Annotated in this window: 14 protein-coding genes and 1 tRNA gene; 4 read left to right on the top strand and 11 right to left on the bottom strand. The window is 62.2% G+C overall.

Translation table 11 applies throughout. From position 1 onward, the window contains the following. Window position 1: 1 nt before the first annotated feature. Window positions 2-73: transfer RNA gene (locus N008_RS01740), tRNA-Arg, on the bottom strand. Between the two features lie 145 nt (window positions 74-218). Between N008_RS01740 and N008_RS01735 the strand changes: the two genes are divergently transcribed. Continuing rightward, a complete protein-coding gene (locus tag N008_RS01735) occupies window positions 219-701 on the top strand; it encodes an Ohr family peroxiredoxin (RefSeq protein ID WP_052381080.1) in 483 nt (160 codons plus the stop codon). Window positions 702-786: 85 nt separating this feature from the next. Here the strand turns inward: N008_RS01735 and sucC are convergent, their stop codons facing one another. Then, window positions 787-1,989 carry an ADP-forming succinate--CoA ligase subunit beta gene (sucC, locus tag N008_RS01730; protein ID WP_044013276.1) on the bottom strand — a complete coding sequence of 401 codons (1,203 nt, stop codon included), beginning with the start codon at window positions 1,987-1,989 and terminating at the stop codon, window positions 787-789. Between the two features lie 241 nt (window positions 1,990-2,230). After that, window positions 2,231-3,364 (bottom strand): glycoside hydrolase family 113, encoded by a 1,134-nt coding sequence (locus N008_RS01725; protein WP_156108957.1) that lies wholly within the window; start codon window positions 3,362-3,364, stop codon window positions 2,231-2,233. A gap of 183 nt (window positions 3,365-3,547) precedes the next feature. Here N008_RS01725 and N008_RS01720 point away from each other — a divergent pair, with 183 nt between their 5' ends. The 3 genes from N008_RS01720 to N008_RS01710 all read left to right on the top strand — a co-directional run bounded on the left by N008_RS01720 (window position 3,548) and on the right by N008_RS01710 (window position 7,491). After that, entirely contained in the window at window positions 3,548-4,210 is a 663-nt protein-coding gene (locus tag N008_RS01720; RefSeq protein WP_044013274.1) for an ABC transporter ATP-binding protein, read from the top strand. A 460-nt stretch (window positions 4,211-4,670) separates the two neighbouring features. Continuing rightward, complete coding sequence (locus N008_RS01715; protein ID WP_044013273.1) at window positions 4,671-5,474, top strand: hypothetical protein; 804 nt, start codon at window positions 4,671-4,673, stop codon at window positions 5,472-5,474. Window positions 5,475-5,568: 94 nt separating this feature from the next. Then, a complete protein-coding gene (locus tag N008_RS01710) occupies window positions 5,569-7,491 on the top strand; it encodes an ATP-dependent DNA helicase RecQ (RefSeq protein ID WP_044013270.1) in 1,923 nt (640 codons plus the stop codon). Between the two features lie 245 nt (window positions 7,492-7,736). Here N008_RS01710 and N008_RS01705 read toward each other — a convergent pair whose 3' ends face one another. The 8 genes from N008_RS01705 to N008_RS01670 all read right to left on the bottom strand — a co-directional run bounded on the left by N008_RS01705 (window position 7,737) and on the right by N008_RS01670 (window position 14,353). Then, entirely contained in the window at window positions 7,737-8,417 is a 681-nt protein-coding gene (locus N008_RS01705) for a type 1 glutamine amidotransferase domain-containing protein (protein WP_044013268.1), read from the bottom strand. Between the two features lie 132 nt (window positions 8,418-8,549). Then, window positions 8,550-8,870, bottom strand: coding sequence for a putative quinol monooxygenase (locus tag N008_RS01700; RefSeq protein WP_081910551.1), 321 nt, complete (start codon window positions 8,868-8,870; stop codon window positions 8,550-8,552). Window positions 8,871-8,896: 26 nt separating this feature from the next. Next, window positions 8,897-9,892 (bottom strand): NADP-dependent oxidoreductase, encoded by a 996-nt coding sequence (locus tag N008_RS01695; RefSeq protein WP_044013266.1) that lies wholly within the window; start codon window positions 9,890-9,892, stop codon window positions 8,897-8,899. A gap of 85 nt (window positions 9,893-9,977) precedes the next feature. After that, complete coding sequence (locus N008_RS01690; RefSeq protein ID WP_044013264.1) at window positions 9,978-10,415, bottom strand: organic hydroperoxide resistance protein; 438 nt, start codon at window positions 10,413-10,415, stop codon at window positions 9,978-9,980. Window positions 10,416-10,458: 43 nt separating this feature from the next. Next, the gene (locus tag N008_RS01685; protein WP_052381079.1) at window positions 10,459-10,911 is read right to left on the bottom strand and encodes a MarR family winged helix-turn-helix transcriptional regulator; all 453 of its coding nucleotides are present in this window, start codon (window positions 10,909-10,911) and stop codon (window positions 10,459-10,461) included. 153 nt (window positions 10,912-11,064) lie between these two features. Continuing rightward, window positions 11,065-11,364 (bottom strand): rhodanese-like domain-containing protein, encoded by a 300-nt coding sequence (locus tag N008_RS01680; protein ID WP_044013262.1) that lies wholly within the window; start codon window positions 11,362-11,364, stop codon window positions 11,065-11,067. Between the two features lie 93 nt (window positions 11,365-11,457). Beyond that, entirely contained in the window at window positions 11,458-13,350 is a 1,893-nt protein-coding gene (locus tag N008_RS01675) for a T9SS type A sorting domain-containing protein (protein WP_197062927.1), read from the bottom strand. A 217-nt stretch (window positions 13,351-13,567) separates the two neighbouring features. Next, complete coding sequence (locus N008_RS01670; protein ID WP_044013258.1) at window positions 13,568-14,353, bottom strand: PASTA domain-containing protein; 786 nt, start codon at window positions 14,351-14,353, stop codon at window positions 13,568-13,570. Window positions 14,354-14,436: the final 83 nt, after the last annotated feature.

Here is a 14,436-nt window from a genome sequence, read left to right as displayed (position 1 = left end):
GTGGTCGCGCCAGGAATCGAACCTGGATCAAGAGCTTCGGAGACTCCTATACTATCCGTTGTACTACGCGACCCGGTTAGGAGGCGCAAAACTAGAGAGAAAATGCGGCCGCGCAAAACAATACAGGCCATTTTCTGCAAAATCATGTTCAGCCCGCACACAACCTTCCGGCCGGTAAAGCAGTTAGCCTAACCACACAACCCGAATTTATTTACTGTATGGCTTCCACCGAAAAAAAGAACCTGTATACCGCCGACGCCACCGCAGTAGGCGGCCGTAGCGGCCACGTGCGCTCCGCCACCGGCATCATCGACATGGATATGTCGGTGCCAGAAGGGCTGGGCGGCAAGAAAAACGCCACTAACCCCGAAGAGCTGTTTGCGGCTGGCTACTCGTCGTGCTTCCAGCAGGCGCTTCTCGTTATTGCCCAGCGCGCCGGCGACAAGCTCGACCCGCAAACCGAAGTGAAATGCTCGGTGACCCTGTTTCAGGAAGGCGAAGGCTACGGTCTGTCGGCTGTGCTCGACGTCGACCTGAAATCGTTCGACCAGCAGAAAACCGTGGAAATGGTGCGCCAGGCCCACAAAATCTGCCCATACTCGGTAGGCACCCGCGGCAACATGGAAGTAGAGCTGCGCGTGAAAGGCGAGGCCCTGCCCGTAGAAGCCGAGGAAAACGCCGGCGTAGCTGCCAAAGGCTAACCGCAGCTTTCAATAGCCCAACGAAAAAGGCCCGTCCGGATATCCGGACGGGCCTTTTCTATGCTAAGCAGTTGGTCTGGAGAGACTAGATGCCCTGGGCAGCCAGCACTTCCTTCACGCGCTCAGCGGCATCCTTCAGCAACACGGCCGAGTACACTTTCAGGCCGCTTTCGTCGATGATGCGGGCGCCTTCTTCGGCGTTGGTGCCCTGCAGACGCACGATGATCGGCACTTTAATGTCGCCGATGTTCTTGTAGGCTTCTACCACGCCATTCGCCACCCGGTCGCAGCGTACGATGCCACCGAAGATGTTGATGAGGATGGCTTTCACGTTCGGGTCCTTCAGGATGATGCGGAAACCAGCTTCTACGGTCTGGGCGTTGGCTCCACCCCCTACGTCGAGGAAGTTGGCCGGCTCGCCGCCGCTCAGCTTGATGATGTCCATGGTGGCCATGGCCAGGCCGGCGCCGTTCACCATGCAGCCCACGTTGCCGTCGAGCTTCACGTAGTTCAGGTGCGAGGCCGAAGCTTCCACTTCCAGCGGGTCTTCTTCGTTGGTGTCGCGCAGCTCCACGAAGTCCTTGTGGCGGTAGAGGGCGTTTTCGTCGAGGGTTACTTTGGCGTCAACAGCCAGAATCTTGTCGTCCGAGGTTTTCAGAACGGGGTTGATTTCGAACATGGCCGAGTCCGTCTCGTCGTAGGCCTTGTACAGGGCCTGCACGAACTTCACCATCTCCTTCTGCGCCGCGCCGGTCAGGCCCAGGTTGAAGGCAATCTTAGCGGCCTGGAACGGACGCAGACCCACGCGCGGGTCGATATGCTCGCGGTGGATTTTCTCGGGGTGCGCCTCGGCTACCTCCTCGATGTCCATACCGCCTTCGGTGGTGTAGATGATGACGTTTTTGCCGGTGGCACGGTCCAGCAGCACGCTCATGTAGTACTCCTTGGTTTCCGAAGCACCGGGGTAGTACACGTCCTGGGCAATCAGCACCTTGTGCACCTTGCGGCCTTCGGCGCCGGTTTGCTTGGTTACGAGCTGCATGCCGATGATCTGGCCAGCAATTTCTTTCACCTGCTCCAGGTTTTTGGCGAGTTTCACCCCACCGCCTTTGCCACGGCCGCCCGCATGAATCTGGGCTTTGATAACGTACCAGCTCGTGCCGGTTTCTTCAGTCAGCTTCTTGGCCGCTTCTACCGCCTGCTCGGCAGTGTCGGCCGTGATGCCTTCCTGCACGCGCACGCCGTAGCGCTTCAGAATTTCTTTGCCCTGATACTCGTGAATGTTCATAAAGGTCGGTTAAAGAGAAGTTCGGGGTGGGTTACTGAGCGCGAAAGTAGGCAATTATAGGCTGAACCGCGCTGTCATTGCGAGCGGAGCGAAGCAATCTTTCCTCTATTTGCTCGAAGCTTTCCTTTCCGATAACCTCTCCAACGCCGGATTAGCAACCTGTTGCCGGAGGGCTTTGCTGTAAGGATAATGTCGGCGACGAGAAGAAGGATTGCTTCGTCGTGCCTCCTCGCAATGACATTTACCTGCCATACCATTGCGCCATTACCTGCTCGGCGGGTTTGTGCTGGGGGGTAAAGTCGAGGTGGCGGTGGGCGGGGCCGGTGGGCTGCAGGCCGGGGTACCACTTCCAGATGAAGATGCCCCGGAACCAGGGCTGCGGCCAGAACGTCTCGAACATGGCCTCGTAGCACACGCGTTGCGTGGTTTCGTCGGGGGTGGCGGGCAGGGCGTTGCGGTCGGGCCACACCCAGGGTTGGATGGCCGCGTCGGGCGTGGTTTTGTAGCCGGCCTCGGTGAACAGCACGGGCCTGCCGTAGCGCTTCTGCACGGCGGCAATGCGGGCCAGCGGCTCACGCCAGGCCTTGAGGAGGGCAGCTTTGGTGGGCCGCTCGGTGGTGCTGAGCGGGAAGTAGGCCTGCACCCCGATGTAGTCCAGCGCGTCCCAGAACTTCACCTGCTCGAACTCGCCGCTCCAGTTGGCGGCGTACGTGAGCGGGCCATGGTACACCTGGCGCACTCGCCCGATGAGGGCGCGCCACTCGGTTTCGTGGCCCACGGTTTTTTCCAGCTCCGTCCCAATGCACAGCGCCTCCATGCCGTTGGCCTCGGCCAGCTCGGCGTAGTGCACGATAAACGTGGTGTAGGCCGCAAACCACGTCTGCCAGTCGGCTTCGTTGGTCATGCTGATGTCGCCGGGCCAGGTGCCGCCGGGGCCGCGCAGCCACAGGTGGGGCTTGAGCAGCGTATGGATGCCGCGCTGCCGGGCCTGTTGGGCGGTGCGCACGAGGCCCCGGTCACTTTCACCCCAGTAGTGGCGGCTGCCGGCGCCGGTGTGCATCCGGATTTCGGGCGAGGCAGCGCCGGCCTGCCAGCCAAACGGCGTCTGGGCTATCCAGTTGACGTGGGCCCGCACCAGCGGCTCCAGGTCCTGGCTGGCCACCGAGTCGGCCCCCACCCAGTTGACGCCCTTCAGGCGGTTCTCCGGTTTGGTCAGCGAGGTGCCGGCAGGTGCCGGGCGGCCGGGGTTGGCTGGCAAATTCAGGTCTGCCGGCTGCGCCGGGCGCCGGGCTAGGCTCAAGGCTGACAGCAGGGCCACCGCCACCAGCCCCAGCCAAAGCCACGACCAGCGGGGGGAAGAAGGAAAAACAGCCATAGCCATAAGGAGGTGCGTCAGCGTATAGGGCTCAAATTGCAGAAATCCGCTTGCATCTGCGGCTGGCCGGTGGGGCCGGCCAGCGGCATATACGGCAGGTGGGCCGGCCGCAAGCCGGTGTAATCTGCGCGGCAAACTGTAGATTTGTTTTTCGTACTCCGGCTCACTTTACCTGGTTCCGTTTTGCTGCAAGCCATCAACGTTCGTAAGAAATACAATACGCTGGAAGTCCTCAAGGGCATCGACCTGACCATCGAAAAGGCCGAAATCGTGTCCATTGTGGGGTCTTCGGGGGCTGGCAAGAGCACGTTGCTGCACATTCTGGGCACGCTCGATAACCCCGATTCCGGCGAAATCCTCTTCGACGGCCAGTCGGTCAGCTCGCTACGGCGGTCGGAGCTGGCGCGGTTCCGCAACCGCCACATCGGCTTCATCTTCCAGTTTCACAACCTGCTGCCCGAGTTTACGGCCCTCGAAAACGTGTGTCTGCCGGCGTATCTGGCCGGCCGCTCGGAGAAGGAAACCCGGGTGCGGGCCCGAGAATTGCTCGGGATGCTGAACTTGGAGCGCCGCGCCGACCATAAGCCCTCGGAAATGAGCGGCGGCGAGCAGCAGCGTACGGCCGTGGCCCGCGCCCTCATCAACTCGCCCGAAATTATCTTCGCCGACGAGCCCAGCGGCAACCTTGACTCGCAGAACGCCCAGGAGCTGCACCAGATTTTCTTTCTGCTGCGCAAGGAGCTGGGCCAGACCTTCGTCATCGTGACGCACAACGACCAGCTGGCGGAAATGGCCGACCGCAAGATCACCATGAAGGACGGCTACATCTGGGAAGGCCAGAACTAGCTGGCTGCACACCTGCCTTGTTTCGGCGCCTCTTCCTGCTGCAGGGAGAGGCGCTGTTGCGTTTGGGCGGCAGGGCCGGCGGAACCCCGGCGCGGCGCTGGGCGTTGAAGCTACCAGAACCTTCTACGACGCCGCGGGCTTTGGCCCCGGCTCAGGTCATGCGTCCGACCCGCCCCGGACCATGCAGCCCAACCCCTTGCCCCGTCACCGGAACGGAGCAAGGGGTTTGTTTTTGCCCCGCCAAGCTGCCGCGGAAGCAGCAAAACAGGGTGGAAAACCGGCCGGGAAAGCCCAAAAATATTAGTCGACTAACCTTGTTGGAAATATTGTTTGTAAGTTGTTGAATATCAAGGGTAAAAATTGATAAAAAATCTGTCATTTTTTGCACCTTTGCTAAGGCTGGGGCGTTACATATCCAGAACACACAACGGTATTACAGGACATCAAAACGACAGACGCCATGAGCGAAGCAACCAAGACCATCAAAGAGCCGGTTCGCAAGACCAAAGTAGAGAGCTTTGACATCTCGCGCTCCGACGAGACGCTGCACTTGGCGACTGACTTGGCCAAGTTCATCAAGGAAAACAAGCTCACGACCACCGTGCAGGGCAAGGAGTTCGTGAACGTGGAAGGCTGGCAGTATGCTGGCTCGCGCCTGGGCATCGTGCCCATCGTCGACCACGTGATTAACGTGTCTACGGACCAGGAAATTAAGTACCAGGCCAAGGTGACGCTGTTCGACATGAAGTCGGGCCACACGGTAGGGGCGGGCTTCGCCATCTGCTCCAATAAAGAGCAGGGCAAGAAGTTCTACCAGGAGTTTGCCATCATGAGCATGGCCCAGACCCGGGCCATTGGCAAGGCTTACCGCAATATCCTGGCCTGGATTATCCGCGCCGCCGGCTACGAGCCCACGCCGGCTGAGGAAATGGACTACGGCGGAAACACACCCGCTGCCGCGCAACCCGCTATGGCCGTGGTGCCGGCTTCCGCGCCGGCCGTTGTAGCTGCTGAAGCTCCGGCCCCGATGAAAGCCGTAGCCGCCGACGCGCCTGCTGCTGAGGTTTCGGCTCCGGCCTACGCCTCGGCGTCGCAGAAAGAGGAAATCATCCGGCTGCTGAACCATCCGGTTATCTCGCGCCCCGAGAAAACCAAGATGCTGCTCAACATCAACCGCCTCGATGAGGAGCGTGCCACTCAGGCCATTGCCAAGCTCCGCAAGGCCATCGAGGACCGTGAGAACGGCCAGGCCGCTGCCGCCTAAATACACCCCACTACATATATCGAAAGCCCGGTGCCGCTTGGTGCCGGGCTTTTTTTGTGCCCGGCGAAGCGGCGCTTCGCGTTACTTTTGCGCCATGCTCGAGCACGCCACCGACGATATTCTGCACGTACTGCGCCAGCACTGGGGCCATGCGGCGTTCCGGCCGCTGCAGGAAGATATTATCCGGTCGGTGCTGGCGGGGCAGGATACGCTGGCGCTGCTGCCCACTGGCGGCGGCAAAAGTATCTGCTTTCAGGTGCCGGCCCTGGCCCGGCCGGGGCTGTGCGTGGTGGTGTCGCCGCTGATTGCGCTGATGAAGGACCAGGTGGAAAACCTGCGCAAGCGCGGCATCAAGGCCGAGGCCGTGTTTTCGGGCATGAGCCACCAGGAAATCGACCAGACCCTGGACAACTGCGTGTACGGGCCGGTGAAGTTTCTGTACGTGAGTCCCGAGCGGCTGCAGACCGACATGTTCCGGGCCCGGGTGGGCCGCATGAAGGTGAGTCTGCTGGCCATCGACGAGGCCCACTGCCTCTCGCAGTGGGGCTACGATTTCCGGCCGCCGTACCTGCAGATTGCGGCGCTGCGGGAGCTGCTGCCCGGCGTGCCGTGCATTGCCCTCACGGCCACGGCCACCGAGCAGGTGAAGCTGGACATCGTGGAAAAGCTGCTGTTTCGGCCCGGCCAACGCGTGTTTCAGCAGAGCTTTGCCCGGCCCAACCTGTCGTATTCGGCGCTGGCCACCGAGGACAAGCTGCGCCGGCTGCTGGAAGTGGTGCGGGGCGTGGGGGCCGGCAAAACCAGCATCGTGTACGCCCGCACCCGCCGCCAGACTGAGGACACTGCTGCTTATTTGCAGCAGCAGGGCGTGCGCGCCGCCGCCTACCACGCCGGCCTGCCCAGTGACCAGCGCACCCGCACCCAGCAGGACTGGATGCAGAACCGCATCCACTGCATCGTAGCTACCAACGCCTTCGGCATGGGCATCGACAAGCCCGACGTGCGGCTGGTGGTGCACCTGGAAGCGCCCGACAACCTGGAGGCCTACTACCAGGAAGCCGGCCGCGCCGGCCGCGACGAGAAATACGCCTTTGCCGTGCTGCTGCAGGGACCCAACGATGCCGCCGAGCTGCGCCGCCGCACCCAGCAGGGCTACCCGCCGCTGGACACTGTGCGCCGGGTGTACCAAGCGCTGGCCAACTTCTCGCGCACGGCCGTGGGCGGTGGCGAGCTGGTGGCCTTCGACTTCGACATTCAGCACTTCGCCGAAACCTACCGCATCAAGGCCCTCGACGCCCACAACAGCCTGCGCACCCTGGCCCGCGAAGGGTTTGTGCAGTTGAACGAGGCCGTGAACACGCCGGCCCGGGTGCACATCCCCATCGACCACCAGGACCTGTACCGGTTCCAGGTGGCCAACGCCCAGCACGACCAGCTCATCAAAAGCCTGCTGCGCTTCAATGGCGGGGAACTGTTCAGCGGGTTTCAGCGGATTTCGGAAAATAGCCTGGCGCAGCACCTCAAGCTGAGCGTGGTGGACGTGCGCAAAACGCTGGTGTTCCTGCACCGCTCGGGCATCATCCAGTACCAGCCGCGGCAGGAGTCGCCGCAGGCGCTGTTCACCACGCCGCGCTTCGATGCCGACAAGCTGCCGCTGGACCAGAAGCGCCTGACGCAGGCCCGCGACCTGGCCCTGCACAAAACCGAGGCCGTGGTGCGCTACGCCGCCGGGGGCCGCTGCCGCCAGCAGCTGCTGCTGGAGTATTTCGGCGAGCTGGACGCGCCGCCCTGCCGCGTCTGCGACTTCTGCCTGGCCGAGAAGAAAGCCCGCCAAACGCCCGCCCCGTCCGCCGACCTGCGCCAGCAGTTGCTCACGCTGCTCAAAGCCACGCCCCAAACGCCCCGCGACCTGCTAAAGCACTTCGCGCCCGGCCAGGCCACGGCCGTCACGGAGCAGCTGCGGGAGCTGGTGGAGCTGGGCGAGCTGGCGTACGCGCCGGATGGGCGGCTGGGGTAGAAATTTATTGGCGCCTTGCAGGAATGGCTCCGGTCCGGCGGCTTTTTTCAGCCGTCGGACCGGTTGCCGATTGAACGATATAGGGTGCACAGTAGTAAGCAACGTCAGCTTACAGCGACCGGCCCGACGGCTGAAAAAAGCCGCCGGACCGGACCCGATGCACTGTGCCAACACCCAAAAAAGCCGCCCCGGCCGCGCCTGAAACAGGCACAGCCGGGGCGGCTTTTTCTTGAGGAAGCTCGAAGTTATTTCTTCAGCAGTTTCAGCAGCTCTTCAGCGGCCGGCTCCGACGAGGCGGGGTTCTGGCCGGTAATCAGGTTGCCGGCTTTCACTACGTAAGGAGCCCAGTCGGCGCCTTTGGAGTAGTCGCCGCCGTTCTGCTTCAGCATGTCTTCCACCAGGAATGGCACCACGTTGGTCAGCTGCACGGCTTCTTCCTCGGTGTTGGTGAAGCCTGCTACCGATTTGCCTTTCACCAGCGGCTCGCCGTTGGCGTCTTTCACATGGCGCAGCACGCCGGGGGCGTGGCATACGGCCGCTACGGGCTTGCCGGCGGCGTAGAAGTTCTCGATCAGCTCGATGGACTTTTTGTCCTCGGCCAAATCCCACAGCGGGCCGTGGCCGCCGGGGTAGAACACGGCGTCGAAATCAGCGGCGTTTACCGTATCCAGCTTCACGGTGCTGGCCAGGGCCTGCTGGGCGTCGGTGTCGGCTTTGAAGCGCTTGGTGGCGTCGGTCTGGGCGCTGGGGTCGTCGCTCTTGGGGTCGAGGGGCGGCTGGCCACCGGCCGGCGAGGCCAGCGTGAGCGTGGCGCCGGCATCCTTGAACACGTAGTAGGGAGCGGCAAATTCTTCCAGCCAGAAGCCGGTTTTATGTCCTGTATCGCCCAGCTGGTCGTGGGACGTCAATACCATCAGAATGTTCATGGTTGTAGGAAAAAGGAGGGGAAAAACGGGTGTTTGGTTTCAGTAGCGCGAACTGTGTAGTTCGTGCCATTGCGCCGTTGAAATCGTGTGGACGGCGCGGGGGCGCGAACTACACAGTTCGCGCTACGGCTTTTACTGGCCCTGGACGGGCAGCAGGCGGTAGAAGGAGGTTTTGCGCTCGGCCAGCAGCGGCACTATGCGGCCCAGCACGAGGTCCTGGAAGTGGGGCGCAGCGCGGTGCGCAATCTGCGCTTCCTGGTTGGCGTACTGCTCATACACGAAGAAGCGTCCGGGCTCGTCGGCCGACTCGTGGGCAATGTAGAGCAGGTTGCCGGGCTCGTGCTGGCGCACGGCGGCGGCGGCTTGCATCAGCAGGTCGCGGACGGTGTCGATGTGCTCAGCGGGTACCAGCCACTCGGCGGCCACGCAATAGATTTCAGCTGGAGTTGCCATGAAAAGCGGGATTTGAAAGGAAAAAGCTAGGCGACCTTCACGATGGCCTTGCCGGTGTTGTCGCCCTGAAACAAGCCCAGGAACGCCGCCGGAATCTGGTCGAAGCCGTCGGTGATGGTTTCCTCGAACTTCAGCTTGCCCTGGCCATACCATTCCGTGAGCTTGGCAACGCCTTCGGGCCACTGTGGCAGGTAGTCGCTCACGATGAAGCCCTGCAGCTTGGTACTGGTTTTGAGCAGCTTGCCCTCGGGGCGCGGGCCCACCGGCGCTTCGGTGCTGTTGTAGGTGGAAATCTGGCCGCAGAGCGCAATACGGGCGTGCTTATTCAGCAGGTCGTACACGGCGTCGGTGATGGGGCCGCCCACGTTGTCGAAGTAACAGTCGACGCCGTTGGGGGCGGCGGCAGCCAGGGCTTCGGCAAGGTTGGCAGTTTTGTAGTTGATGGCTTCATCGAAGCCCAGCTCTTTCAGGTAGGCCACCTTCTCGTCGGAGCCGGCGGTGCCAATCACGCGGCAGCCCTGGATTTTGGCCAGCTGGCCCACCACCATGCCCACCGCGCCGGCCGCACCCGATACCACTACCGTTTCGCCCGCTTTGGGCTGGCAGATATCGAGCAGGCCGAAGTAGGCCGTGAGGCCGGGCATGCCCAGCAGCCCCAGAAAGTAGCTCACCGGCGCCTTGTCCGTCGGAATCTGGTTCAGGCTCTTGCCATCCGCAACGCTGTGCTGCTGCCAGGGCAGGTTGCCCACCACCACGCTGCCCACAGGCAGCGCGTCAGACTGGCTTTCCACCACCTCGGCCACCACGCCACCTGCAATCGGCTGGCCCACTTCAAACGGCGCCACGTACGACTTGGCGGCGCTCATCCGGCCGCGCATATACGGGTCAACCGACACATAGCGGGTTTTCAGCAGCACCTGACCGGCTGCCAGCGGCGGCAGCTCCAGCGTTTCAAATCGGAACTGTTCGGCGGTCGGCGTGCCCTGGGGGCGGCTGGCCAGCACAATGGCTTGGGTTTTCATAGCGTGGGGAAAAGAGCGAGGAAAAAATTAACCGTCATCCCAAGGTTGCTCAGGATGACGGTTGTACTTCAGGCCAGGAGGCCAGTTATGCAGCTTCGGTGGTGGTAGTCAGGTTCACCTCGATGTTGCCGCGGGTAGCGCGCGAGTAAGGGCAGATGCCGTGGGCGGCCTGCACCAGCTCTTCGGCCTGGGCCTGCTCTACGCCGGGGATGTTGATGTGCAGATCGGCCGAAATGCCGTAGCCGCCGTCTTCCGCTTGGCCGAAACCAATCAGGGCTTCCACCGTCACGCCGTCGAGCTTCACTTTGGCCTGGCGGGCTGCTACGCCCAGCGCACCCTCGAAGCACGAGGCATAGGCGGCGGCAAACAGCTGCTCGGGATTGGTGGAGTTAGGCTTGCCGGGGCCGCCCATCTCCTTGGGCGTGCTCAGCGGAATGTTGATTACCTCATCTTTGGACGTAACCTGGCCGTCGCGGCCACCTTTGGCTTTTGCCTGTGCGGTGAAGACTTTGTTGATTTTCATCGGGTAAAAAATGAAGGGAAGAAGAAAAAAAGCCGGCCAGGACTCAGGACAGCCGAATGAGTAGTTGTTGAAGCTGGGTGCGCAGGGCCTCAAACTCGGCGGGCGGCATGCCCAGCCTGGCGAACAGGGCCTCCGGAACGTGGCAAGCACGCTTCTGCAGCTCGCGGCCAGCCGGCAGCAGGCCGATGATGACGGACCGCTCGTCGCGCGGGTCGCGGCGGCGGCTCACCCACTGCTTCTGCTCCAGCCGCTTGAGCAGCGGCGTGAGCGTGCCCGAGTCGAGCAGCAGGTTGTCGCCCAGCGCCTTTACGGTCAGCTCGCCATGCTCCCAGAGCAGCAGCAGCACCAGGTATTGCGGATAGGTCAGGTCAAGCTCCTGCAGATAGGGCTGGTAGGCCTTGGTCAGCATCCTGGAAACGGCATAGATGGGGAAGCACAGCTGGCTTTCCAGTTTCAGCAGCGTTTCGTCGGAAGGAAGGGATGGAGTGTCGCTCATGGGTTTCAGAATAGTGAACTGCCTGTGGTTGTGTAATGTTTAGTTGTGCACAATTAATTATTGCACTTTGTGTCAAGTAGTTGATAAACAGGCATAAAAAAAGAGTCGTTTCCCCAAACGAGGAAACGACTCCGATAGATACAACCGAAAAATCTACGCCTGCTGGTAGGCCTGGAAGCCGCCGAGCAGGTTGCGAACCTGCATAAAGCCCTGCTGGGTGAGGTAAGCTTTGGCCGAGGTGGAACGGCCGCCGCTTTTGCAGTGCACAATGATTTCCTGGTCTTTGAGGTCTTCCAGCTCTTCTAGCTTCTGCGGCAGCGTGTTAAGCGGAATATTCTGGCTGCCTTCGATGCGGCCTTCCTCGTTTTCCCAAGGCTCGCGCACGTCAATAATGGTAGGTTTTTCGCCAGCGGCCTGGCGTTGTTTTAGCTCGGCAGGAGTTATATCGGCCATAGGGCTATGTGAAGGGTTGTGGAAGGAAAATTGTGGAGCGTAAAGGTGGCAAAACTCCACATAAGTACCACGCAAAAAGGGCCCGCAGATTATCTATTTGTTCAGTATCAGGCGCTTGCTCACGGTCAGGCCATCGGCCAGTGTCAGCTGCACCAGGTAGAGGCCGGCGGGCAGCGCGCCCAGCTCCAGCAGGGGCTGGCCGTGCTGGCTGGCGGGCTGCTGCCAGGCCACGCGGCCCAGGGCATCGAGCACCTGGGCATGGGCGTAGCGGCCCTGCACCCGCACCTGCCCCTGCGAGGCCGGGTTGGGGTAGAGGCTGTACGAGTCGGCCACCGACGCCGGGGCGCTGCTGAGCACCGTGTTGGTCATCACCGGGCGCAGCATCAGGGCCCAGCCCTCGTACTGCGGCGGCACATCCGGCGAAACCGTGGGCCTCGGCTCCCACACGTTGCGGGTGAACTGCCAGAAGGCATCCGTGGGCGGCACGTTGTTGAGGTCGATGTTGATGCCAAGCGGCGTGGTAATGAGGCCGTGGCCGTAGCCGGCATAAAACCGCCCACTCACCGGCACCGGCGCTGCAAACGCAACTTCCATGAACGTCTGGCCCGCCGGCAGCGAGGCCGGAATCTGCACACTCTGCGTGGCTTTGGGCAAGCGGGTAGGGGCCCCGCTGTTGGCCGGGTCGGCGTCCCACACGTTCACGGTGATGGTGCGGCCCGCCGCACTCGGATACGCCGGCGAGATACGGATGCTGCGCACCTGGTCGGGCTTGTTGAGGTCGAACTGCAGAGCGTAGTAGCTCTGATTCAGGGTAGACGGCGGCACGCTCACGAAGGCTTCGGCGGTGCCGTCGTCGTAAGCGAAATAGTCGCTCAACTCGGTCACGCGCGAGATGGTGTCGTTGGGCAGGGTGCGCGGGTCGGTGTTGGCTTCGTTGGTGATGAGCGTGAGGCGGTGCCGCACCGTTTTGGCCGCCGCCGACACCGGCAGCGGGCTGCTACGCAGGTCGCCCGCAATCCGAAACTGAAACTGCGGGCTGCTCAGCGAGAGGAAGTCGGTAGTACGGAACAGGGCCGACGGGCCGCTGGGCAGCACGTCCAGCTGGCCCACCCAGCGGCCGGGCACCGGAAAGCCGCTGTCGGAGAGGTTGTTGATGGTGGTGAAGGTGGCCGGGTTGAGTTGCGCGGTCGGGTTGGGGGCGGCGTTGAACTGCCCCACCGGCATGGCCGTGCCGCGGGCCAGCAAGCTGCTCAGCGGGCGGCTAGTGGCCACGTCCTGATACAGCGAATCGGCGCGCACCCGCACCGGGGCCAGCTTCACGTAGTCGATGCTCCAGGAGTCGTCGTTGTTGGCCAGGCTGCCCTTGGCCCGAAACCGGAACTGGAAATCACCGTGCAGAAACCGCGCCTGATCAATGGCCACGAACTTGCGCCGGAAGTCCTCGCGGGTGCCGTTGCTGCGGCGCGTCCAGACCGGCACCCACAGGCCATTCTGGTCTTTGAACTCCAGCTGCAGCTGCACCGCGGCCGTGCTGGCATTGGCCGACGGCCGCCGGAAAATGTTGCCCGCCTGCCAGTAGAAGCCCAGATACAGCCGGTCGGTGGCGGTGCGGCCGCTCAGGTCGATGGGCTGCGACACCAGCGAGTCGATGTCGCTGTAGCCGCTGCCGTAGGGGCGGCCGTTGGCCTGCTGCCCGTCGAAGGTGGCCACGCCGCGGGTGGGCGGCGCCAGTGGAAACCGGTTGTTGACGAGCACCCCGCCGCCGGGCAGCCAGTTCGCCGCTTTCGGCGTGCCCTCCTGGGGCGTCGTGAAGTCGTCGAAGAAGGGCAGCGTCAGGGCCTGCCCGCGCTGGGCGGTGGCCGGGCGGGCGGCCGGCGCCGTGCGGCCCGGGTCGGTGCCCAGCGAGTGTAGCTCCTGCGCCACCGTGGCCAAGGGCAGCACACCCAGAATCGATAAGACAGAAACGCGTAGAACTTTGGAATACATCATCGAAAGCAAGTTAGGATATGGGCTTGAAACGCGCCGGCACCGCTTAAAATTTCAATCACAGATTTTGCAGATTGAAAAAGGATTTCGCGGATTCAGGCGGTAGAGGTATGCGCCTGCTGGTGGCAATACAACGCAAAAGAGCCGCGCAACAGCGCGGCTCTTTCGGGGGAAATCAATCTGTGAAATCAGCCTTAAATCTGCAAAATCTGCGATTCTAGTTCACTGGTTTCACTGGCTCGTCGCCGGCCACCCAGATGTCGACCAGCTGGCCCATGCGGATGGTGGCGTCGGGGGCGGCCACGGGGCGCTGCTTCACTACGGTGCCGTCGGTTTCGCCGTCCTGGGCGGGCTGGTAGAATACTTCGCCCAGCTGCAGGCCCTGGCCGATGAGCAAGGTGGTGGCTTCGTCGGCGGGCATGTTGATGAGGTTAGGCACCGGGAATTCCTGGTTGCCGAGGCCGTCGCCCACTTCCAGGTCTACTTTAGTGCCTTTGGCAATGGCGGCGCCGGGCGCAATTTCCTTGCCGCCCACCAGCTGCCGCAGCACGGCGTTCTGCTGAATGTTGGGCACCAGCTTGATCTGGCCTACCACCAAATCGTAGCTGCTCAGAATCATCTGGGCGTTTTTCACCGAGCCATCCGTCAGCTTGGGCATCTTGATGACGGGTGGGTTCTTCATGGCCACAGTGATGTAGATCTTGCGGTCTTCCTTCACCTTCTCGCCGGGCGCGGGGTCCTGGTTGAGCACCGTAAACGGGCGCGTGCCGGGATTATAGGAACTGTCGTCGACGTAGAAGCGCAGGTTGCGCTCATCGAGGTAGTCTTCGAGGTCTGCCTGGTTCATACCCGTGATTTTGGGCACCACGATGGTTTCGCCGTGGTTGGTGGTGAGGGGCAGATACACGAAGAAGAACCCGAACACCAGCGCCGCCGTGGCCAGGCCAATCACCAGCAGGTGCTTCACCAGATCAAGCGGCGTATCAGATTTGAAAAAAGACATGTAGCGTAAGCTTTAGCTTGCGCCGCCAGGTGGTAGTTGGCGACAGGTAGGGTAGATGAAAATGAGGTAGGCGGTTAACGGCA

Source organism: Hymenobacter sp. APR13, assembly GCF_000737515.1.
Lineage (GTDB): Bacteria > Bacteroidota > Bacteroidia > Cytophagales > Hymenobacteraceae > Hymenobacter.
The sequence above is the reverse complement of the archived record's forward strand: the minus strand, read 5'-3'. Positions and strand labels throughout refer to the sequence as shown.

Bases quoted from the DNA above. Each gene is read 5' to 3' on its own strand.
- N008_RS01735 (WP_052381080.1), top strand. From the start codon at position 219: ATGGCTTCCACCGAAAAAAAGAACCTGTATACCGCCGACGCCACCGCA.
- sucC (WP_044013276.1), bottom strand. From the start codon at position 1,989: ATGAACATTCACGAGTATCAGGGCAAAGAAATTCTGAAGCGCTACGGC.
- N008_RS01725 (WP_156108957.1), bottom strand. From the start codon at position 3,364: ATGGCTGTTTTTCCTTCTTCCCCCCGCTGGTCGTGGCTTTGGCTGGGG.
- N008_RS01715 (WP_044013273.1), top strand. From the start codon at position 4,671: ATGAGCGAAGCAACCAAGACCATCAAAGAGCCGGTTCGCAAGACCAAA.
- N008_RS01710 (WP_044013270.1), top strand. From the start codon at position 5,569: ATGCTCGAGCACGCCACCGACGATATTCTGCACGTACTGCGCCAGCAC.
- N008_RS01705 (WP_044013268.1), bottom strand. From the start codon at position 8,417: ATGAACATTCTGATGGTATTGACGTCCCACGACCAGCTGGGCGATACA.
- N008_RS01700 (WP_081910551.1), bottom strand. From the start codon at position 8,870: ATGGCAACTCCAGCTGAAATCTATTGCGTGGCCGCCGAGTGGCTGGTA.
- N008_RS01695 (WP_044013266.1), bottom strand. From the start codon at position 9,892: ATGAAAACCCAAGCCATTGTGCTGGCCAGCCGCCCCCAGGGCACGCCG.
- N008_RS01690 (WP_044013264.1), bottom strand. From the start codon at position 10,415: ATGAAAATCAACAAAGTCTTCACCGCACAGGCAAAAGCCAAAGGTGGC.
- N008_RS01685 (WP_052381079.1), bottom strand. From the start codon at position 10,911: ATGAGCGACACTCCATCCCTTCCTTCCGACGAAACGCTGCTGAAACTG.
- N008_RS01680 (WP_044013262.1), bottom strand. From the start codon at position 11,364: ATGGCCGATATAACTCCTGCCGAGCTAAAACAACGCCAGGCCGCTGGC.
- N008_RS01675 (WP_197062927.1), bottom strand. From the start codon at position 13,350: ATGTATTCCAAAGTTCTACGCGTTTCTGTCTTATCGATTCTGGGTGTG.
- N008_RS01670 (WP_044013258.1), bottom strand. From the start codon at position 14,353: ATGTCTTTTTTCAAATCTGATACGCCGCTTGATCTGGTGAAGCACCTG.